The sequence below is a fragment of the [Mycobacterium] stephanolepidis genome (assembly GCF_002356335.1).
Classification (GTDB): Bacteria; Actinomycetota; Actinomycetes; order Mycobacteriales; family Mycobacteriaceae; genus Mycobacterium; species Mycobacterium stephanolepidis.
Map to the genome: position 1 here is coordinate 2,883,779 of NZ_AP018165.1, position 23,087 is coordinate 2,906,865.

10 protein-coding genes are annotated in these 23,087 nt (G+C 64.5%); 8 read left to right on the forward strand and 2 right to left on the reverse strand.

Annotation, left to right across the window (positions count from 1 at the left end; translation table 11 throughout):
• Position 1 precedes the first annotated feature (1 nt).
• Complete coding sequence (locus MSTE_RS14320; RefSeq protein ID WP_162291428.1) at positions 2-1,684, forward strand: NCS1 family nucleobase:cation symporter-1; 1,683 nt, start codon at positions 2-4, stop codon at positions 1,682-1,684.
• Here the strand turns inward: MSTE_RS14320 and MSTE_RS14325 are convergent.
• Entirely contained in the window at positions 1,672-2,238 is a 567-nt protein-coding gene (locus MSTE_RS14325; protein WP_096502162.1) for a nucleotidyltransferase family protein, read from the reverse strand. The two genes, MSTE_RS14320 and MSTE_RS14325, sit on opposite strands and share 13 nt — an antisense overlap.
• Before the next feature lie 92 nt (positions 2,239-2,330).
• On the opposite strand from MSTE_RS14325, the gene dctA reads away from it, so the two are divergent.
• The 7 genes from dctA (at position 2,331) to MSTE_RS14365 (ending at position 11,037) form a co-directional block, all read left to right on the forward strand.
• Positions 2,331-3,692, forward strand: a complete 1,362-nt coding sequence (gene dctA, locus MSTE_RS14330; protein WP_096502164.1) for a C4-dicarboxylate transporter DctA — start codon at positions 2,331-2,333, stop codon at positions 3,690-3,692.
• Between the two features lie 25 nt (positions 3,693-3,717).
• Complete coding sequence (locus MSTE_RS14335) at positions 3,718-4,995, forward strand: DUF6986 family protein (protein ID WP_162291429.1); 1,278 nt, start codon at positions 3,718-3,720, stop codon at positions 4,993-4,995.
• Positions 4,992-6,008, forward strand: a complete 1,017-nt coding sequence (alc, locus tag MSTE_RS14340) for an allantoicase (RefSeq protein ID WP_096502166.1) — start codon at positions 4,992-4,994, stop codon at positions 6,006-6,008. Before MSTE_RS14335 ends, alc begins: the two co-directional genes overlap by 4 nt.
• A 355-nt stretch (positions 6,009-6,363) precedes the next feature.
• The gene (locus MSTE_RS14350) at positions 6,364-7,698 is read left to right on the forward strand and encodes a hypothetical protein (protein ID WP_096502170.1); all 1,335 of its coding nucleotides are present in this window, start codon (positions 6,364-6,366) and stop codon (positions 7,696-7,698) included.
• Positions 7,695-8,201, forward strand: a complete 507-nt coding sequence (locus tag MSTE_RS14355) for a hypothetical protein (RefSeq protein ID WP_231896887.1) — start codon at positions 7,695-7,697, stop codon at positions 8,199-8,201. The genes MSTE_RS14350 and MSTE_RS14355 overlap by 4 nt, the downstream gene beginning before the upstream one ends.
• Positions 8,202-8,215: 14 nt before the next feature.
• Entirely contained in the window at positions 8,216-8,602 is a 387-nt protein-coding gene (locus tag MSTE_RS14360; RefSeq protein WP_231896888.1) for a YbaB/EbfC family nucleoid-associated protein, read from the forward strand.
• 1,478 nt (positions 8,603-10,080) lie between these two features.
• Entirely contained in the window at positions 10,081-11,037 is a 957-nt protein-coding gene (locus tag MSTE_RS14365; protein ID WP_096502174.1) for an alpha/beta fold hydrolase, read from the forward strand.
• Here the strand turns inward: MSTE_RS14365 and MSTE_RS14370 are convergent.
• Positions 11,034-23,087: a non-ribosomal peptide synthetase gene (locus MSTE_RS14370; RefSeq protein ID WP_096502176.1), complete on the reverse strand. Its 12,054-nt coding sequence runs from the start codon at positions 23,085-23,087 to the stop codon at positions 11,034-11,036. The two genes, MSTE_RS14365 and MSTE_RS14370, sit on opposite strands and share 4 nt — an antisense overlap.

Consider the following 23,087-nt stretch of genomic DNA (forward strand, 5'->3'; position numbering starts at 1 on the left):
CGTGCGCACGATAGTAGGCGGCCCGATCCACCGCATCGAATCACGTTCCGGTGGATCGATTCTGATCCGGGAAAATATTGTTTCCGCGCAACACGGTGGCAACACCGGCCGCTTAGTTTCGGGTGTCACCAGCTTTCCTGGCTGGTCGACATTCGGAGGAGGTTCTGTGAGCGGCGCACTCACGGCTGAGGCCATCGCCCCGACCGGCGGACACGGTGCTGCCGGGGAGAGTGTGATCAAGCCCGGCTATGACCCGGCGTTGACCAATGGCGACCTGGCACCGCTGCGGACTCAGAATTGGACCAGCTACAACTTCTTTGCGTTCTGGATGTCCGATGTACACAGTGTCGGCGGTTACGTCTTCGCGGGAAGTCTTTTCGCGCTGGGAATCTCAGCATCGCAGGTGCTGCTCGCCCTGCTGGTCGGCATCGTGGCGGTGTACTGGCTGTGCAACCTGGTGGCTCGCCCCTCCCAACAGACCGGCGTGCCCTACCCGGTGACCACACGCATCGCGTTCGGAGTGCGCGGCGCCAATCTTCCGGCCGTGATCCGCGGACTCATCGCCGTGGCCTGGTATGGCATTCAAACCTATTTGGCATCAACGGCATTCGTGCTTTTGGCGGTGAAGTTCGAGCCTTCCCTTGGTCGCTACACCAATGCCGACGAGTATGGCTTTCTGGGTCTGTCTTTCCTGGGCTGGGGCGGCTTCCTGCTGATGTGGGTACTGCAGGCCGCAGTCTTCTGGAACGGCATGGAGGCGATACGTAAATTCATCGACTTCTGCGGGCCCGCGGTGTACGCGGTGATGCTGGCACTTGCGCTCTATCTCGTCGTCGCGGCCGGTTGGGAAAACGTGCATTTCGGCCTGGCCTCGGGCCCGCCCAAAACTGGGTTCGCCGCAGCGGCGACGGTGCTGAGCGCGATCGCACTGGTGGTGTCGTACTTCTCGGGCCCCATGCTCAACTTCGGTGACTTTTCCCGATATGGCCGCACCTTCGACGAGGTCAAACGCGGCAACTTTCTGGGATTGCCGTTGAACTTCCTGTTCTTCGCCGTGTTGGCGGTATGCACGGTCTCGGCCGGCGCAACGGTCATCGGCCGCGGCGAGGACGGCGCCATCATCACCGACCCGGTGCTGATCGTGGACAAGATCAACAACACCACCGCGGCGGTGCTGGGCGTGCTCACCTTCGCGATCGCCACCATCGGGATCAACATCGTGGCCAACTTCGTCTCGCCCGCTTTCGATTTCTCCAATCTGGCCCCGACCCGGATCAGCTGGCGCGCCGGCGGGATGATCGCGGCGGTCGGCTCGATCCTGATCACGCCCTGGAATCTCTACAACAACCCCAACACCATCCACTACACGCTCGACATTCTCGGCGCCGTGATCGGCCCACTCTTCGGAGTCCTGATCGCCGACTTCTATCTGGTGCAGGACCGCACGGTCATCGTGGACGATCTGTTCACGTTGTCCCCGTCGGGGACGTACTACTACCGCGGCGGCATCAACCCGGTCGCGGTGACCGCGACGGTGGTCGGCGCCGCAGTGGCCATCGCGACCGTGATCTGGGGCAGCACATATCTGGCCGCCTTTACCTGGTTCGTGGGCGCGGGCATCGGTTTCGCCGTCTATCTCCTCGGCATGCGATACACGCCGCGGCATCTGGTTTACGGCCGGTAATCGTGGTCGGAACCGTCGCCGAGATGCCCGCACGGCACCTCGATCACGTCGCCGCGTGCGGCCAGGTACGGCCCGGCTCCCCGGTCGCCCGCCAGGGCGCTCGACAACGGCCCGAAATGCTCCGAGCCGATGTACACCGGATGCCCCGGCCGACCCCCGAATGTCGCGCGGACCAGCGCCGATCGGCGGCGCTCACCGGCGCGCAGCACGGCGTCGACCACCTCCGGCCCCACCGACGGCAGATCCACCAAATGAATGAGTACCCCGGCCACATCTGTGCGCGGGTGCACAATTTCCAGCACCGCCCGCACCGATTCCGACACGCCGTCCCGCCACCGCTCCACGTCGATACCCCGTGCGGGCAAAGGTATCTCGGCCGACGCAGCGCCCTGCGTCACATAGATCTCGTCGCAACCGCCCCGATCCAGTGCCACGACGGCCAGTTCGAGCCAGCGTCCGTTCTCGGCAAGGATCTTCGGCATGCCATAGCGGCTTCCGGCACCAGCTGCCAGCACCGCGCCGATGACGAGGCCCGTGCCGGTATCCGGTTGCATACGTCCATCGAACCGCACGGGCGCGCCGTGCGTAATACGGGCTGAATACCGTGTTCACATCCGATAAACAGGCCGTCGTTACGGTCGCGCACATGTCGACCGCCATCGAGATACCCGCCAGTGAGATGGTGCGCCTGGCGAACAAGCCGCCCTGGTACCGATCGCTGTTCGTCCAGCTTCTGGTGGCGATCATCGCGGGCGTACTTATCGGGTGGCTGTGGCCGGAGGTCGGCGCCAACCTGCGCCCCCTCGCGGACGGTTTCATCAAGCTGATCAAGATGCTGATCGCCCCGATCATCTTCTGCACGGTGGTGCTCGGGATCGCCCATGTCGGAGACCTCAAGTCCGTCGGCAGGATCGGCGTCAAGGCCCTGATCTACTTCGAGGCGGTCACCACATTCGCCCTGATGTTCGGGCTGCTGGTGGGCAATCTCGCCAAACCGGGAGCGGGATTTCACATCGACGCGGGCACCCTGGCGACGGGGGCCGATGCCATCGCGAAGAAGACCAACAACGGCGAGCTGCCCCATACCGTCGAGTTCCTGCTCGGCATCATCCCCTCCTCGATCGTCTCGGCCTTCGCCGAAAACGCGCTGCTGCAGGTGCTGTTCTTCGCGGTGCTGTTCGGCCTGGCGCTGGCCAAGTTCGGCGAGTCGGGGCCGCCGGTGGTCCTCGAGTTCATCGACCACCTCAGTCACATCTTTTTCACCATCATCGGGTGGATCATGCGGCTGGCGCCGCTGGGCGCGCTCGGGGCGATGGCCTACATCGTGGGTCAATACGGCATCGGCTCGCTGGGCAGCTACGGCAAGCTCATCGCGGCCTGCTATGCGGCGGCGCTGCTGTTCATCGGAGTCCTGGCGGTGATCGCGCGGATTTTCGCGGGGGTGAATCTCTGGAAATTCGTCGTCTACATCAAGGACGAGCTCTTCCTGGCGCTCGGAACCGCGTCCACCGAAGTGGTGCTGCCGCGCATCATGACCAAGCTCAATTACGCCGGCTGTTCCAAGACGACCACCGGACTGGTCATTCCCACCGGATACTCCTTCAATCTCGACGGAGCCACCCTGTACCTGTCGATCTGTGTGCTGTTCCTCGCGCAGGCACTCGGGGTCGACCTGACCCTCGGGGAACAGATCACCGCCGTGCTGGTGCTGATGCTCACCTCCAAAGGCATGGCCGGCGTGCCGGGTTCATCGTTCCTGGCGCTATCGGCCACCGTGGCTGCAATTGGCCACGGCGCCATCCCGGTGGCCGCCGTGGCGCTACTGCTGGGCGCCGACCGGATCATGGACTCGATGCGCGTGTCGGTGAATCTGCTGGGTAACTGCGTGGCGACGCTGGTGGTGGCCAACTGGGAAGGCCAACTCGACAAGGACCGCATGCGCGCGGTTCTCGCCGGTGAACGGGTCGCCGACGAGCCCGAGGAGGAATCCTCAGCTGCACACGCCTGAACGCCGCCGCAGCGAGTCTGCGAGCATGGGACCCGTGTCAGCGGCTTCTACGTCCCACCTGCCAGAGGCCGATGGTCCCGACTGGCTGGCTCCCATCGCAGAGCTGGTGGCCGGTCTGGACGCCGAGCTGGCGTCTGCCTATCCCGATGGCCACAGTGAACCGCAACCGATCCACACCGCATACGTCAGCGCGGCACTGGCCGGCGTGCAGACCCCCGCGCAGTGGGGTGCGTCCGCGCTCGAACTCCTCGGGCGCCACGAAGACGTGCTCGCGGCACTCGACACACAGGGCGTCCTCCCTCGCGTCTCGGAACGGCTTGCCGCCTCCCCCATCCAGGATCTGCGGGTGGACTTCGAGGACGGCTACGGCTGGCGCGACGACGGCACCGAGGACGCCGACGCACGCAAGGCGGGACGCACCTTGCGCTCACTGTCGATCGCGGCGAATCCTCCTGCCGTACTGGGCATCCGGATCAAGGGCCTGACCTCCCAACACCTGCGGCGCAGCGTGCGCACATTGGAACTGGTGCTGGACGGCGCATCGGGCGTGCCGCGCGGATTCGTCACCACCATCCCGAAATTCCGCGCGCTGGCTCAGGTCGAGGCGGCCCTGCGTTTGTTCGACGAACTCGAGCGGGTACATGGATTGCCCCATGGTTCACTGCGTTTCGAGCTTCAGATCGAAAGCCCGCAAGCAGTGCTGGGCGCCGACGGCACCGCCACCCTGGCCAAGGCCATCCACCTTGGGCAGGGGCGCCTCACCGCATTGCATTACGGAACCTATGACTACAGCGCGGCATGCGGGGTCGCCGCCGAGTATCAGTCGCTGGAGCATCCCGTGGCCGATCACGCCAAGGCGGTGATGCTCGCCGCCGCCGCGCAGACCGGGGTATGGGTATGCGACGGCTCCACCCAGGTGATCCCCGACGGCACCCTCGAACAGCAGGCGGCGGCACTCACCAGACATCACCGGCTGGTCACCCGCGCACTCGAACGCGGCTACTGGCAGGGCTGGGACATGCACCCGGGACATCTGATCACCCGCTGGCTGGCGACCTACGGCTTCCATCGGCGCGCTCTCGCGGTGGCCGGCCCGCGCATCGTCGCCTACCTGCAACGGCAGGGCGGCGGTGTCATCGATGAACCGGCGACGGCGCAGGCATTGGCCGCCGGGGTTCTGCGCGGTCTGGACTGCGGCGCCTATTCCCCCGACGACGTGGTCGCCATCGCCCCCGGATGTGACCGGGCGGTACTGGACCAACTCGTGCAACGCACCACGACAGGAGACACCGACCAGCAATGACGGGCAATACACCCACCGGGCTGCCAGATTTCACCATGCTGCCTGATCTGGCGCTGCGGCCGCTCGGCGGAGCAGTGATCTGGGCCAACGACGACCTCTTCGCGGAGAAGGAGAACCTGATCAAGCCCGGGCCCGCCGACTACCGGCCCGCGACCTTCGGGCACAAGGGACAGGTGTACGACGGGTGGGAGACCCGGCGCCGGCGCGACCCCGCGGGCGAGCCCGGCCACGACTCCGCCATCGTCCGGCTGGGCGTGCCCGGTGTGATCGCGGGCATCGTCGTCGACACCGCGTGGTTCAAGGGCAACTACCCGCCGGAGATATCCGTCGATGCCGCCGGGATCGAGGGGTACCCGCCCGCCGACGATATCGCGCGGAATACTCACTGGCACAGCATTATCGGGCGCGCAAAGGTCTACGGCGACAGTCGCAACGTCTTCGACGTCCACTCCACACAACGGTGGACGCATGTGCGGCTGACCATGCACCCGGACGGCGGAGTCGCACGATTGCGCGTGCATGGCCACGGTCGGCCCGACGCGCGATTCCTTGACGCCGGGCAGTTCGATCTGGCCGCCATCGAGAACGGCGGCCTGGTGACCGATTGCTCCAACCGCTTCTACAGCTCACCGCAGAATCTGTTGTTCCCCGGTGTTGCGCGGGTGATGGGCGACGGGTGGGAGACCGCGCGCCGCCGCGACGGCGCCAACGACTGGGTGCAGGTGCGGCTCGCCGGTGAAGGGATACTGCGTCTGGCCGAGATCGACACCTCGTACTTCGTGGGCAACAGTCCCGGTGCGGCGGGGCTACAAGGCCTGACCGCCCAGGGCGACTGGGTTCCGCTGCTGCCACGCACCCAGCTACAGCCCGACACCCGACACCGTTTCCTGCTGGAGAGCCAGCAGCCCGTCACCGACGTGCGCCTAGACATCTACCCAGACGGTGGGCTGGCGCGCCTACGTCTCTTCGGTGACCTCACGGCGGCAGGACGGGCCTCCCTCGAAGACCGTTGACGCCTCATTTCGCCACCGCGTGTGTAAAGTTTTGCTGTAGTTAGCTGTTAATTAGGGGGCGACTATGGGCGGGCTGTTACAGGTTGATGCTGACGCGTTGCGGAGGCTCGGACAGACACTCCAAAGCGAAGCGGCCGCTATCAGCGGTATACAGCTGCCAACGGCGGTTGTCATGCCAGGCTCCCCTGTCGAAGCCGCGTCCAGTAACTGCGCCACCGAAGTCAAGTTGGCGTATGGCTACATGGCAAAAAGCGTTGACCATATGGGTGGCCTAGCGTCTGCCTCGGCAACAACATACGAGGACGTTGACCGGGCCTTCTCGGACTAGCTCAGCGTCTACCGCGCGGGGCAGTAAATGGCGACCATCTCACACGTGCGGGGCTGCCAGCCCGAAACAATGAACACCTACGGGGACGCATTGTCGTCGGCGAATCGGACGTTCGCTGAGCAGATCGGCGGTATGAGAAGCGCCGTAGACAACACGATGCTGCACTGGCAAGGCAGCGGCGCATCAGCCGCTTCGGGACGAGCCTGGAGCGAGCAAGTCGCTGCAACCCAAATCGATGAAGCCGTGGAAGGCGTGTCCGAGAAGTACAAGACATTCGGAACACAGCTATCCGGGATCAAAGGCGCGCTCTTGGACATCGTCGACAAAGAGGTTCCGGCCGCAGGGATGACTGTCGCCGATGACGGCAAGGTGGCAGCGCCGCGGGTGCCGCCGACCGGGAAGATGCTGGATCAGATGGTGATGCAACAGCTCCTAGACTCGGTGGCCGCTGGCCTTGAGTCACGAATCAAAGACTCACTCAGTTCGTTTGGCGACACCGAAAGCAAGGCGGCACAGGCGATCCTCATGGGAGCCAACGATCTGATGGCCCTGCGGAAACACCCAGACTCGCCAACCCCGCACCCTTTCGGTGTGAATCCTGGCGAAACTGGTGGCCCGGGATACGTTCTGGGCGAAGCGACGAAGCCGCAATACAACTTCACTGACGACTTCAAGTACGGCTCTGAGAATCCCACCGAGAAGGACTACCAGGAATCGACCAAATGGCAAGCGCTGCTCAAAGGTGCACAGGTAGTGAGGCCAGACCTTGATGACGCCACCGACATGTACTCCCACTACTGGGACAACAACGGCGCACCAAAAGAATTCGACTACACCGAGGCCTACCGCGAAGATCCGGGCGTCAAAACATCCGTGGATTCTGAAATCGCTCGCGCCGCAGCTGCCGCCGATCAGATGGTGCGGGACGGACACACGAACTTCTCGATAACTGGTGACACCCAGACCGTGGGCAATGGTGACCCGAATCTTCCGTACCCGAAAACCGAGGATTGGCAGAAAGCTATCGGCGCATATCAACAGTGGAGCCACGGCGACGTACGCGTTGAAGGTAACCGCGTATACATGGACGTAACCGTTGAGGCCAACGACCGGTACAACTTCAACAAGGGTGCCGAGGACATCGCAACAGGCAAGCCGGACAACGCCAACGGCAGATTCGCCGAACTCGGCTGGGCCAAACCTTTCGACACCCACGGCAGCATCACTAAGACAATTTCATGGGAACTGGGCCAGCCGCCGCAGAGCGGAACCATCACCGATGTATCTACGCCACAACGGAATCCTGGCGGAGAAGACAGAATCGACAACCGGAACGCCAGCGGACCGATGTGGCCGAAATGATGACACTAACTCGCACGTTAGGTGTGACAGCGCTGTCCCTTAGCTTGATTGTCCTCGGCGGCTGCACTGACAAGAACCAGCCAACCAGCGACCGGACGGAAACAACGAGCGTGCAACCTGACGAGATCCGACATGACCTTGAGCCACTAACCAAACGGTTTGCGGCACTGGGACAACCCCTCTCGGCGAGCTGGATTGGCGGCACGAAGTCTCCCGACCACAACGGGCGCACCGACCTTCCGGGACCATCGTCCTACTGGCTGGAAGCGGTCATCGAACTGGACCCGGCGGTAGCAAGCGGCCTGCGCACCAAACACATTGATGGGCAGCCGTCGCAGCCCACACAACCGGACGTAAAGCCGGCACTTCAATCACTCACACCAAAAGGTACCTACTTCCGAAGTGACAGTCTTGACGCCGCACTCACCGCGAATAACTGGTACAGCAAGGCATTCCTTCTACAAGACCGCCCCACACTCGTACTCACTTCGTTTCAGCCGTAGCCGGGGATCTACTGGTGACTGAGTCAGATATCGAAGAGTTTGGCCGCAAGGTACAGCGGGCCCAATACGAGTTGGAACAGATACGCGGCACCGGGTTCTCGGGCCACATCAAGGTTGAAGTCGACGCGGCCGGAAAGCTGCTGTCTGTGCGTTCACCTGACAGTGCCGCGATCATGGAGGCCTACCGGCAAGCAGTCTCCGAAGCGGAAGCCAAAGCGCAGGAAGTGTCGCAAGAAGTTCTGACCGACCCATTGGCGGCATCTGTTCGCGGCCTGCTGGAGGCACACAATGCCCAGCTAGAGGCCGATCGGCGAGCGAAGGAAGACAAGACGCCAGAGCGTGGGAGTCATTCCGAGATGACCCACTCGGATGGAAACGCTAGCCAGCTAGTCCGCCCGTAGCGTATTCGACGCTGCCACAAACGACGTCGTCAATCGGAGGCAGAGTCACCTCCCGAGTACTCCTCGGACGAGACGTTAAGAGTTCCGTCCAGTCGCCAACTTGCACTCAAGGGGAATCTCCCGACCGGGCCCGAGATGCGGCCGGTGCTGGCGAATTGGACATCGACACCCGCCTAGACCCTGACCAGAAACGTGTTGAACAGTGGCTTGCCTAGTCGGCTGCCCAATAAACGCATAGCGCGCGGTACTAGATCGGGTCGGCAGGTGAATCCTGCTGATGACAATTCACCGCCTAGCCTGTGTCTGTGCCTCCAGCCGACCCAAAGATCGCGATTGCAGCCCTAGTCGTGTCAATCTGCAGCGCCGCAGTGACACTGAGTGGTCTCGCATGGCAGCTGTTCCTTTACCGACTTCAGGGAGCGCGCCTGAAGGTTCAGATAGTGCTCTCGTACGCCGAGGATGGTATCCGGACATGGAGCCACCAAGGCTTCCGAAATCCAGTTCGATTTGGCGACAACATGTTTGATCACACATCACCATTCGGCATCGAATACGGACGAGTAAGAGTGACCAACATCGGCCGAACTGCTGTTTCGGTCGAAAACATCTCATTCGATGTCCGTAGTCAGTACCGCTGGCACACGAAACTACGTCACACAGTCCAGCCGATGCAGTTCGAACATAAGGACGAAGAACAAAGGAAGGCACGACCAGATCTGTCCGTTCCGATCCGATTGGAGCCTGGCGCCAATGCCACTGCGGACTTCCACCTATGGCCAACGCTCGCCAGCCCCGAATTCGGCACGAGCACGGGTCCGATCCTTGTACGTGGCTCAGCTCACGCAGTCGGGCGTAAGCGAGCGGCAAGATCGCGTCGCCGCCACGCCTGGAAGCTGCCCGCTGGCGCTTGGACAGTATTCCGGGACTTCGAGGTGACACCCGGTCTCCGGGTTTTCCGAGAACTCTGGCGACATAACTACAGCCCTGGGCTAGCGAGTTCCCTCGCGCTACTCCTCTACCGAGAAATCAATCAGAGGCTCGCCGAGGGCGCGTCTTGCGAAGAAGTCTTGGCTTATCTCGACGAACACACAAAACATTTGGACCGTCAGGCCGACGGCGTCTACATGAATAGCATCGTGGCCTACGACGTCCATCACGCCTATCACCACGAGACACCGGCTTTATGGCCAAAGACGACGGCACGTCCCTATAGCCGCCTTCATCGAATCCTCTGGGGCCAATCCGCCAGGCAGTCACACTGTTCCAAGTAGCGGGCAGGGCGCGTTGTCTAACACAGCATCCTTAGGCATCACAACGTAGCGCGGCATGCGTGGCGATCTGTCGTGGGGCAATGGAACAGCTAGACGCTCGCCCCGGCGCGATCCCGCTAGGGACGGCCCTCGTACTCAAATAGCCTGTCAGCGTCACTAGGCATACGCTGACGCAAGTCTTTAATGCGCGTCAATAGAATCCTCCGTGTGACCGAACGAGAGAAGACGGATTCCGCACCCCCCAAGGACGCGGGGGCCGCCCTCGACGTGGAGGGCTCCGGTGTCCAACCCCCGGTGTCCGACCGGATACGCAGGGCTTTCTGGTGGTTGGAGCGCTTCGCACCGGCCATCGGGTCCCGATGGGCGGTCGAGCTGTGGTGCACCCCGCCGGTCATCGAGTCGAGTCTGCGCATGCCGCCCGGTGTGCCCCCCGGCGAGCCGCTGGAGGCCCACTGGGACGGGCACCGTATTGCGGGTGAGTCATGGGGCGAGGGGCCGACGGTCTACCTGGTCCACGGCTGGGGCGGGCAGCGCACGCACCTCGGGATCTTCATCAAGCCTCTGCTGCAGGCCGGTTACCGCGTCATCGCCTTCGACCTGCCCAGCCATAGCGAGTCCGCTGGCGGCGCGCTCGCACCGGGGCGCACCACGCTTATCGAGTGCGCGCACGCAGTGGCGGCTGTCATCAAGGAGCACGGGCCCGCCCACGCGGTGGTAGCCCATTCCCTGGGGGCCAACGCGACCACCTTCGCGGCCTCCTATGGCGCATCGGTGGGCCGCTTGGTGTACCTGGCACCGATGGGCGATTTCCCCCTCTACCTCGACCTCTTCGCCGCACGCCATGGCTTCGGCAAGCGGATACGCGCCGGACTGCAGCGCCAGCTGGAGCGCCGCATCGAGATGACGCTGCCCGAAACCGAGTTGGTCCGCGTCGCTGCGACCGCCGGGCATCCTCCGCTGCTGCTGATCCACGACCCCGACGACCCGGACACGCCGTACGCGTCGAGCGAGCGGCTGGAGCAGACATGGCCCGGTGCACGTTTCATGGCGACCAAGGGACTCGGGCGCCTGGCGCACTTCCGAATCCTGCGGCATCGTCCCGCGATCAACGCCGGTCTCGAATTCATCGGCCCCGCGTCCGAACTGCAGCCAGCCGACGCCTAAAGCAGCCCGAGTAGCTCCATATCGGTGACGTACTTGACGATGTTCGGCGCCCCGACCTGAGGAATGTCTCTCTCGGAGCCAATCTTGGCTTCCCGCACCGCGGCACGGAACCGATCGGCCGGGGCGAATGAACCCGTGGTCGGCACGATGGGACTGACCCGCTCGGGATCCTGCACCAGCGTCAGATACATCTGCAGCACCGAGTTTCGCCGATGCTTCTCGGACAGCGCGTGCAATCCTGTCCCGAACCGCTGCAACCAGTCCTGGAAATCATCGACACGCTCGATGGGGTACCCGGCCTCGATCAACCAGTCGACGTACTCGTCGAGACCGATGCCGTCATCGTGCGGGTTCATCACGTGATAGGTCTGGAATCCGTCGACCACCTGAACACCCATGGTGGTGATGGCCTCAGCAACGAATTCCACGGGCAGCCCGTCGAAGTGCGCACGCCTCCGATTGCCTTCAGCGTCAAGGCGATAGAACGACTTGGGCGCCAGGCCGGTGGTCACGATGCTCAGAATCATCTTGCTGAACACATCCGATGAGTTCAGCTGACCCGCATAGGTGGTGTCGGCCAGGATCATGTCGCAGCGGAAGACCCCGATCGGCAGTCCACACAGATCATGGGCTTCTCGCAGCAGCACCTCGCCGGCCCACTTACTGCTGCCGTAGCCATTGGCGTACGTGTCCTTGATGACACGCGTGGCACAGATGTCACGGATATCGGCGTCCTCTGTGAAAGCCACCTTTTTGACCGGATCACCCACATTGGCCGTCGACACGAAGGTGAACATCTTCAACTTCGTGGTGAGGGCCAACCGGATCAGCTCTGCGGTACCGGCCACGTTGGGCCCGAACAACTCGCCATAGGACAGGGCGCCACTGACGACGGCCGCCGAATCGACGATCACGTCAACGGTATCGGCCAGTCGCTGCCAGGTCTGCTCGGTCAAACCGAGGTCTGCTTCACCCTTGTCACCGGCGATGACCTCCAAATGGTCTTCGGCCAGTTCATGGAAGTGCCGCAACAGTTCCGGGTCGCCGCTGTCGAAGATCTGTTCCAGGCGGCGGCGGGCCTCCTCATCCGATGAGGCCCGTACCAAGCAGATCAGCTTGCCGTCGAGCAATTCCAGCTTTTCCAGCCATTGCAGCACCAGGTAGCGACCGAGGAAGCCCGTCGCCCCGGTCAGCAGGACGGTGCGCGCCTCCCCGCTGGACTTCGGCAATATCGTTGCGGTGCTGAGGGTTTCCGCGTCGATGAACTTGTCCAGCGTCAGGTCCGCGGCACGCACCTCAGAACCGTCAGAGCCGTGCACGGCCACATAGCGCGGGTCACTGGCATGCTTATCCAGCTGTCCACTCAGGCTGCTCACCGTGGGGGTGTCGAAGAGCGCGCGCACCGTCAGGTCCGTGTTCATCGACTTGTTGATGGCTGCGATCAGGCGCATGGCCGACAGGGAGTCGCCGCCCAGATCGAAGAACGAGTCGTCCACGCCCACCCGTTCCAGACCGAGCACGTCGGCATACAGGCCGGCCAGGGCTTCCTCGACCGGATTGGACGGGGCCCGGTACTGGGTTTCCTGATACTGCGGCTCCGGCAACGCACGGGTGTCGAGCTTGCCGTTGACTGTCAACGGCAAAGCGTCGATAACCACGATCGCCGCGGGGACCATGTAGGCCGGTATCCGTTCGGCCAGCGCGGCTCGTGCCTGGGCCGGCTCGACGGTCCCGGTGACGTATCCGACAAGTCGCTTATCGCCCGGGCGGTCCTCACGCACGATCACCACTGCCTGCTCGATGCCCTCGAGATCGGCCAGCGCGGTCTGGATCTCGCCGAGCTCGATGCGATAACCGCGGATCTTCACCTGATCATCGGCACGCCCCATGTAGTGCAGTTGCCCATCGGTACCCCACCGCACCAAATCCCCGGTGCGATACATGCGGAGTCCTTCTTGGCCCGCGAATGGGCATGCCACAAAACGCGATGCCGTCAGCCCGGACCGGTGCAGATATCCGGCCCCGAGCCCGTGGCCCGCGATGTACAGCTCCCCGACCACCCCTATCGGAACCCGTCGCATCGAGTTGTCCAGCACAAACAGCGCCGCGCCCGCCACCGGCACACCGATAGCCGGTGTGCCCGAGCCGGCGGCCAGCGGCGGACTCACCGTCACACACAGTGTGGACTCGGTGGGGCCGTAGGCATTGACCATCAACCGTCCGGGTGCCCACCGGTCCACCATCTCCGCCGAGCATGCCTCGGCAGCCACCACCAGAGCCATGCCCTTCAGCGCCTCCGGCGACAGCGCTGCCGCCGCGGACGGGGTTTGATGCAAGACGGTGACACGCTCCGAGACCAGGAACTCCTGGAAGTCTTCCGGGACCAACGATTCGGGTACCACCACGAGGCTTCCGCCGTGCAGCAGTGGACCCCAGATCTCTTCCACCGAGGCATCGAAGGCATACGAGTACCACTGAGACCACACCTGCCCCGGCCCCGACGGCACACCGAGATGCTCATACCCCAGCACTTGTGTCACGTTGTGGTGAGTTGTCGCCACTCCCTTGGGAATACCGGTAGTACCCGAGGTGTACACAATGTGCGCGATGTCATCGGGAGCCGGCCCCGCCAAGGCGGTGCCGGCCTGGGTGCTCATCGCGGAGTCGCCGACATCGATGATCGGCAGCATGTACCCATCCAGGCGTGAACGCAGTGCCGCACTGGTTATCGCGGCGATCGGACCGGCATCGTTGATCATGAATTCGATGCGCGAGTCGGGAACCGCCGGAGCGATCGGCAGATACGCCGCCCCGCTCTTCAGTACCGACAGAATGGCGACGATCGCCTCACCACGGCGTTCAGAAAGCAACGCCACGCACTGACCCGGTCCCGCACCGTGCTCAACGAGCAGGTGCGCCAAACGACTCGATTCATCATCGAGCTCGCGATAGGTCCACGACCGCTGCCCGCATCTCATCGCGATCGCCTCTGGATTGCGAACCACCTGCGCTGCAAACAATTCCGGTATCGACGTCGGTGTTACCGGAGCAGAGAGCACCGCGCGGTTGCCCAGCTCATCGAGCCGGGCACTTTCGGCGGCATCGAGCACATCCACCGCCGACAACCGCTGCGAAGGATCTGCGGCGACAGCCTCAAGCACCCGCCGCAGCCGCGCCATCAGCGACTGCACATTCTCGACATCGAACACATCGGTACGGAACTCGACCGCGCCGCCGATCCCGGCGGGTGCACCGGTCTCGGTGAAACGCTCGCCCAGGGAGAACGTCAGGTCCATCCGAGCGGTGTTGGTGTGCACCGGTATCTGCGTGATCCGCAGATCGCCCAGCGACAATGCGGCGGCATCCTGCCCGGGAAGGTTCTGCCAGGTCAACCCGACCTGAACAAGTGGATGACTACTGCGGGACCGGATGGGGTTGAGCCGCTCCACCAGCACCTCGAAGGGCACATCCTGGTGTTCGAGCGCACCCAGGCTGCGAGCGCGGACCTGAGTCAGGAGATCCGCGAACGTGGGATCGCCGCCTGCATCGACCCGCAGCACCAACGTGTTGACGAAGAAACCGACCAGCTCGTCGAGCGCCGGCTCATCACGCCCGGCGACCGCGAACCCCACCGCCACATCGGAGGTGGCGCCGATCTTCGACAGCAGCACCGCCAGCGCCGCCTGGATCACCATGAAGCTGGTCGCTCCATGCGCACGTGCCAACGCACGCACTCCCTGCTGCAGCTGCTCCGGCCAGTCCAGATCCACACTGGCGCCGCGGTAATCGGCGACCGCCGGGTAGGGCCGGTCGGTGGGCAGCGAAAGATGTTCGGGCATCCCGGCCAGCGCATCCTGCCAATAGGCGACCTGGGTGGCGATGGCGCTCCCGCTGTCGTCGAGATCGCCCAGCTGATCCCGTTGCCACAGCGTGTAATCGGCATACTGCACCGGCAGCGGTGCCCAGTCGGGCGCATGTCCCCCACACCGGCTGGCGTAGGCCACGGTCAGATCGCGCATGAGCGGCGCCACCGACCAGCCGTCGGCGGCGATGTGATGCACCGTGGCCACGAGCACGTGCTCGTCGTCGGACTCCGTGAAAAGCTGTGCGTACAGCGGTATCTCGGCTGCGAGATCGAACGTGTGGCACGCCGCGGCGCCAATCGCGTCGTCCAGCTGGGCGGGCAGCCACGTGCTGGCATCGATGACATCCCAGCCGAATTCCACGCTCTCGGGTGGCAGCACCTGCTGGTACGGCACGCCCTCCTCATCGCGGAACACGGTACGCAGCGACTCGTGGCGGCTCACCACATCGGACAATGCCGCGCCCAATGCATCCAGGTCCAGCTGCCCGCTCAGTCGCAGCGCGACCGCCATGTTGTACACCGATGAGGCACCGTGCAATTGGTCAAGGAACCACAACCGCCGCTGCGAGAACGACAGTGGAACGACCGCGGGCCGCGGCATGGACACCAATGGCGCGCGGCCGTCCGATTCGGTGCGCAGGCCCGGAGCCAGCTGGGCGATCGTGGGGGTGTCGAAAAGGGCGCGCACGGTCAGGTGCGTGTTCATCGACTTGTTGACAGCCGCGATCAAACGCATGGCGGACAGGGAGTCCCCGCCCAGATCGAAGAACGAATCGTCGACGCCCACGCGTACCAGACCGAGCACGTGCGCATAGATATCGGCCAGGATCTCCTCGACCGCATTCGACGGGGCCCGGTATTGGGTTTCCTGATACTGCGGCTCCGGCAGGGCGCGGGTGTCGAGTTTTCCATTGACTGTCAACGGCAAGGCGTCTACCGCCACGATCGCGGCCGGCACCATGTACGGCGGCAGGCGCTCACCCAGCACCACACGCGCGCCGGCGGTATCGACCAGTCCGGCTACCGACTCGGTGACGTAACCGACCAGACGCTTATCGCCCGGCCGATCCTCGCGCACAATCACCACCGCCTGGTCGACACCTACGACGTCGGCAAGGGCCGCCTGGATCTCGCCGAGTTCGATGCGATAGCCGCGGATCTTGACTTGCGCATCAGCGCGGCCCACGTACTGCAGGTTTCCATCGGCACGCCACCGCACCACATCACCCGTGCGGTACATACGCTGGCCCGGGCCGCCGAATGGGCACGCCACAAACCGCGAAGCGGTCAACGACGAGCGGCTCACATAACCGAGTCCAAGACCGAGCCCGGACACATACAACTCGCCGACCACACCGACCGGCACCGGCCGCAGCCAGGCATCGAGCACAAACAGTGCGGCTCCGGGCACCGGGCCACCGATCGTCGGCGTCCCAGAGCCCGCGGCCAACGGCTTGCTGACCGTGACGCACATCGTGGTCTCGGTAGGCCCGTAGGCGTTCGTCATCACACGCCCCGGTGCCCAACGATCCACCAACTCGGCCGAACATGCCTCGGCGGCCACCACCAGTGCCACCGAATCGAGCGCCTCCACGGACAACGCCGACACCGCCGACGGGGTCTGGTGCAGCACGGTGACATGTTCGTCAATCAGCAAGGCCTGGAACTCATCCGGACCAATCGACTCCGGTATGACCAGTAGCCGCGAACCGTGGAACAGCGCACCCCAGATCTCCTCCACCGAGGCGTCAAAGGCGTATGAGTACCACTGAGACCACACCTGCCCCGGCCCCGACGGCAAACCGACGTGCAACGACTCCAACAACTGCGTCACGTTGTGGTGAGTTATCGCCACTCCCTTGGGAATACCCGTGGTGCCCGAGGTGTAGATGACATGCGCAACATCGTCAGAGGCAGGAGACGGCAGAGACGCGTCGGACTGATCGCCGATCACCGGGTCATCGACGTCCACAACCACGACATTCTGTGCCGCGAATCGGCTCGCCAGTTCGGCGGTCGTGACCACGGCCACCGGCCCCGCATCACCGATCACGAAATCGATCCGGGCATCGGGCACCGCCGGGTCAATCGGCACGTATGCCGCCCCGGTCTTGAGCACCGCCAAGATCGCGATGATGCCCTGTGCCGAGCGCGGGAACATCACCGCCACGCATCGGCCCGGGCCGGCACCCAACCCAATCAGATAGTGCGCCAGTCGATTCGAGTCCCGATCAACCTCACCGTATGTCCACGACCGACCCCTGCAGGTCAGCGCGGCCGCATCGGAGGTCCGCGCCACCTGTCCCGCGAACAACGCCGGAATCGACGTCCCCGTCGCCGGGCGGAGCAGCACCGCCCGGTTGCCCATCGCGTCCAGACGTTCACGCTCGTCGGCTCCCAGCACGTCCACCGCGGACAATCTCTGCGATGGATCGGCGGCCATTGCCGCCAAGACGAGTTCGAGTCGACGAACCAAGACCTCGGCGCTCTCGGCATCGAACACTTCGGTGTCATGTTCGATGGTCAGCGCCAGTTCCCGACCGGGTGTCACCTGTAGTGCCAGCGGGTAGTGGGTGGCTTCCCGGCTGGAGAACCCCGCGATGGCCAATTCGCCTGTCCCCATGATTGTCTCGAATGCCGCCGGGTCGATCGGGTAATTCTCGTAGACGAACAAGGTGTCGAAGAGCTGGTCCTGCCTGGTGACGCGGTGAATCTCGGGAAGCGCGACGTGTTGGTGGTCCAGGGTGCGATTCGACAGGCTCTGCAGCTGCTCCAGCAGCCCGGCCGTGGTAGTGGTGGCGGTAATGCGTGCGCGCACCGGGACCGTGTTGATCAACAGGCCCACCATCGATTCCGCGCCTGCCACCTCGGCAGGACGGCCGGAGACGGCGGCCCCGAATGCCACGTCGTGCTGGCCGGTCAACCAGACCAGCAGCTGCGCCCAGCCAGCCTGCAGGACAGTGTTGACGGTGGTGTGATATGTGCGGGCGAGGTCGGTCAGTGCGCGCGTGGCCGGCTCGGACAGTCGCAGTGATTGAGTCTCGCGGCGCCCCGATCCCAGCTTGTGCGACGGGCCCACCAGCGCGGGTGTCTCGAACCCGGCCAGCGCGTCCTGCCAAGCGGCGAGCACGGCGTCATGATCCTGTTCGGTCAGCCATGTCACGAACCTGCGGTACGGGACGGCCGGCGGCAGCGCGTGCCCGCCCAGAGTCGCGAAGACCTCTTGCAACAGGATGGGCAACGACCAACCGTCGAGCACACTGTGGTGGCTGGTGAGCACAAAGCGGTGTTGGTCGTGTCCGATCCGGATCAACGCCACCCGGAACAGGGGCGGGCTGGTCAGATCGCAGACCGCTGCGCGTTCGGCCGCACACACCTGCTCGATCTGGTCGTCGATATCGATGCCGCCGAGTTCTATGTACTGCCAAGGTGTTTCAGGATCGGCGGGGATGCTCTGCACCGGCGGATCGAACTGTGGGTGGAAGCGGGACGCGAGGTTGGGATGTCGGGCGATGACCGTATCCACCGCGTCGCGCAGCCCCTGCGCATCGAGCGCACCCGCAAGAGTGAGCTCCAGTTGCACCGCATACACATCATCGCTGTTGGCATGGGCGGTGGCATGGAAGAGCAGCCCCTGCTGCAGCGGCGTCAGCGGCAGCACATCGACAACTCGGTGCTGGCGCTCCAGCTCGTCGATCTGATGTTGAGTGAGGGATGCGGGCAGGATATCTGTCGGCGTCAATCCCCCTCCGCCGCAACGCACATGTGCGCAGATACCTGTGAGTGCCTCGATCCAGAGCTGGCTCAACCGGCCGATCTGCGCATCGTCCATCGAGGACGCCCAGGTCCAGTTGGCCTGCAGACGAGGCTCGGTGCCGGTGCCCGTTTCCCAGACGCCAGCGTTCAGGGTCACGGTATGGGCCAATGCCAGCGGCACGGCAGCTGTCACCGCGGCCGCGGCGACAGCGTCTGGGCTCGGCAGCCACAACTCGCCGCTCTGATCGCCGACACCGCCCAGCCGCCCCAGGTAGTTGAACCCGATAACCGGCTCTCCCCCAGCGAGATCCACCTCGGGGTTCACGTATCGCAGCAGACCGTAGGTGATGCCGTCGGGCAGCGCACGCAGCTGCTCCTTGGCCTCCTTGATCACCGCACCCAACGCGGGGTCGCCGGCGCTCACCTGCGCCCAGTCCAGCCTGCCGAGGCCAAGGGCCACCGGGTACTTACTGGTGAACCACCCGACCGTGCGCGACAGATCCACCGGCGCGGTCACGCCCGGACCCAAGTCCTCCTGGCGCCCATGGCCTTCCACGTCGATACCGACCGGCGCTCCGGTGTTACCCGTGAGCTGCGCGACTGCCAGCCCGAACGCGATCAACAGGATGTCGCCCACCCCGGCGTGGAACGCCGCAGGGGCCTCACCCAGCAAGATGCGGGTGGTGTCGGCATCCACAGACACCGACATCATGTGGGCGGTGGCGTAGGTGTCCACCTCGGGCTGCACGGCGGGCAGCAGCGCAGGGGTCGTCTGCACCCGCGTCCACGCCTCGGCATGCCCGGCCACCTCGGAAGTACGCGCGTGCTGATCCATCAGCGCCGCCCACCGGGCGAAGGAGGTACCGGTCGACGGTAAGGCCACCGGTTGCCCGGCCTGATGCTGAGCCCAGCCGATGTTGATGTCTTCCAGCAGTATTCGCCAGGACACTCCGTCCACGGCGAGGTGGTGTACAACCAATGCCAGCTGCGCTGTGGAGCGCACCCACAGTGCGCTCAGCATCGTCCCGGTGGCCGGATTCAGTCGGGTCCGAGCCTGCAACAATGCCTCGTCGGACAACACATCCACGGACCGCAGGCAGTCCCGCGCGTCCACCGCCCCCGCCTCAGGGACTGTCAATGACCACTCATCCGCACCGGTGTCCTCGGCACGCAGCCGCAACATCGCGTGGTGGTCCAGTAGCGCTTGCAGCACCACCGTCACATCGGCTTCGGTCACCGCGGCCGGGACCGACACGACCATTGTCTGATTGAAGTGGCCGGTTTCGCCCTGCACGCCCTGCAGCCATCGCATGACCGGCGTCGCGAGCACCTCGCCCACCCCGTCATCGGCCGCATCCTCATCGCCGGTGACCAGGGCGGCCACGCGGGCCAGCCGTGCCACGGTCTGCTCGACGAAGACATCGCGCGGTCGGCACAGCACCCCGACAGCGCGCGCCCGCGACACCACCTGCATCGACATGATGCTGTCCCCGCCGAGGTCGAAGAACGAATCGTCCACGCCGACCCGCGGGAGCCCGAGGACCTGTGCGTAGATGGCGGCGAGCGTCTGCTCTACCTCGTCTGATGGTGCTCGGTACGCGCCGGCCGCGAGTTCGGGCGCCGGTAGTGCCCGGATGTCGAGCTTGCCGTTGGGGCTGAGCGGAAGCGCGTCCAGGACGATGATCGCAGACGGAATCATGTAGGCCGGCAACCGATCACCGAGCGCCGCCCGGGCCTGGGCGGGATCGATGGCACCGGTGACGTAGCCCACGAGGCGCCGATCGCCGGGACGGTCCTGGCGAACAGTCACCACGGCCTGCTCCACGCCGTGTACATCGGCGAGTGCTGCTTGTACTTCGCCGAGTTCGATGCGGTTACCGCGGATCTTGACCTGCTCGTCGGCGCGGCCCATGTACTGCAGCGCGCCATCGGCGTTCCAGCGCACCAGGTCCCCCGTGCGATACATCCGCTGCCCGGTCGGACCGTACGGGTTGGCCACGAACCGTTCCGCCGTCAACACCGCGCGGCCCACGTAACCGGATGCGAGTGCCGGACCGGCTAGATACAGTTCGCCCACCACGCCGATGGGCGCCGGGTTCAGCCCCGCGTCCAGCACCAAGGTTTGCATGCCCGGAATCGGGGCACCGATACCCACGGGCTGCCCGGCTGTCGTCGGTGCAGAGGTTGCCCAGATGGTCGCCTCGCTGGGGCCGTACGCGTTGATCAACCGCCGATCAGGTGCCCACGCGTCCCCCAGCTCACGCGGGCAGTCCTCACCTGCGGTGACCACCGTACGTACCGCCGCCAACCGCGTCCGGTCCAGCGATGACAACACCGTCGGGGTCAACACCGCGGCGGTGACGTGCTGAGTCTGTAAAAACTCGGTCAATGCGTCTGCGGCGTAGACGTCGCGCGGTGTCACCACCAGCGCTGCCCCCGCACTCACTGCCCACACCATCTCGAAGACCGAGGCGTCGAATGTCGGCGAGGCCACCATCAGCACCCGCGCATCGCCGTCCAATTTGAGTAGATCGCGTTGTGCTGCAGCAACTCCCGGCAACCCCGCGTGACCAACGGCCACGCCCTTGGGGGTACCGGTGGAGCCCGATGTGAAAATTACGTATGCGGTGTTCTCGGCCCGCAGCGCCGCTGACCGATCGGCATCGGTGATGGGTTCGGACGATTGCCCGGACACGTCGTAGCCATCGATACGCAGCACGGGGCGCGCGCCGGCCCAGGAAACCTCTTCGGTGCCGCGGGTCACAACGCACACCGCTGCCACCGAATCCAGCACCGTGGCGATCCGCTCGACCGGATGAGCGCCGTCCACCGGCACGTATACGCCGCCGGTCTTGGCCACGGCCCACCACGCCACCACCAGCTCGGCGCAGCGATCCATCGCCACGCCCACCGCACGTTCCGGGCCGACCCCGTTCTCGATCAACACCCGCGCCCACCGCGTCGACCATTCATCGAGTTCGCGGTAGGTCAGCTCCCGGGCGCCGTCGACCACGGCCACTGCATCCGGGCTGCCGGCCGCTGTCGCGGCCAGCAATTGCGGCGCCACCCCAACCGGTGTCTGCACTCCCGCGCCAGACCACTGTGACAGCACCAGATCGTGCTCCCGCCGATCCAGCAGCGGCAGCTCACCCACCACCACCGTGGGGTCGGCACCCAGCAGACGCGCCAGGAGTGATTCCAAACGGGTTATGTGCCTGTCGATCTCGGCGGTCGTGTACCTGTCGGGGTTCCACGCGAACTGGATGCGTGAGGTGCCACCACCCGGTCGCGGATAGATGTTGATCGCGATGTCCTGGACCGGGAAGGTGGTCAGCACATTGACCACCGCCTCCGACGGCCCGAAGAAGAACACATCGGCGAAATCGAAGACGTTGATGACCTGACCGAACTCGATGTTGGTGTCGCGGCGACCCGCATCGGCCACCAGCTCCGGCCAGCGCCGGAACTGTTGGTGCCGCAACGCGCCCACGACGGCTCTGGCGACCTGGTCGTCGAGCGCTCCGATGGTGTCCGCGGCATCGACGGTGACGGACAGGGGCACCAGGTTCGACACCATGCCGCCGCATCTTTTCAGCGCCGCCGTCGTGCGCCCCGATACCGGCAGCGACAGCGACACATTTCGGCGTCCCGTCGTTTTCGCGATGAAGGTGGCCAGTGTTGCGATGACTCTGGCCACCTCGATCTGGCCAAATCCGTTCTGCGACAACAGCTCGTCGCAGACCAAATCGCGCACCTGGGGGTGGCGCGGCGTGACCACACGCTCCATGCCCGCAAGGTCAGCCGTCTCCACGGGCTCGGCTAAGACCTTCTTCCAGTACTCGAAATCCGCATCGCTGCGCGCGGACTGCTGATACTTCTGGTCGGCGTCGCGAATCACGGAGAACTCCGAGAAATCGACATCGGTCTCCGGCGCCACCGATCCCGAGTACACATCTGCGACATGCCTCAGCAGATTGTTGGTGGCGTACCCATCCAGGAGAACGTGATGGGTACGCATGTAGAAGTACGACAGATCGTCGGCAATCCGCAATAAGGTGAAGTGCGTGAGCCGTTCACCGAGCAAGTCGATGGGCCGGCGGTATTCGTCGTCCATCCACCGGCGAGCGGCAGCGACAGCATCGGGCTCGGCACGTAGATCGATGCAGTGCATGGTCTGCGGGAACGAACGGTCGATGACGAAGACCGGTTCGCCGTCCTCGAGGGACAGCCGGGCACAGGGTGTGCCGAATCGCGCGGCCATCGATTCGCAGGCGACCATGAGCCTTTCGGCGTCCACGTCGTGGTCGATCGTGACAAATCCGGCAAAGTTGTAGGGAACCTCGGGCCGCAGTTGTTGGGCAACCCAAATCGACAGTTGCGCGGCTGTCAGGGGTCCGAGAACTTCTGGCTGCGTTCCGTAATTGAGCAT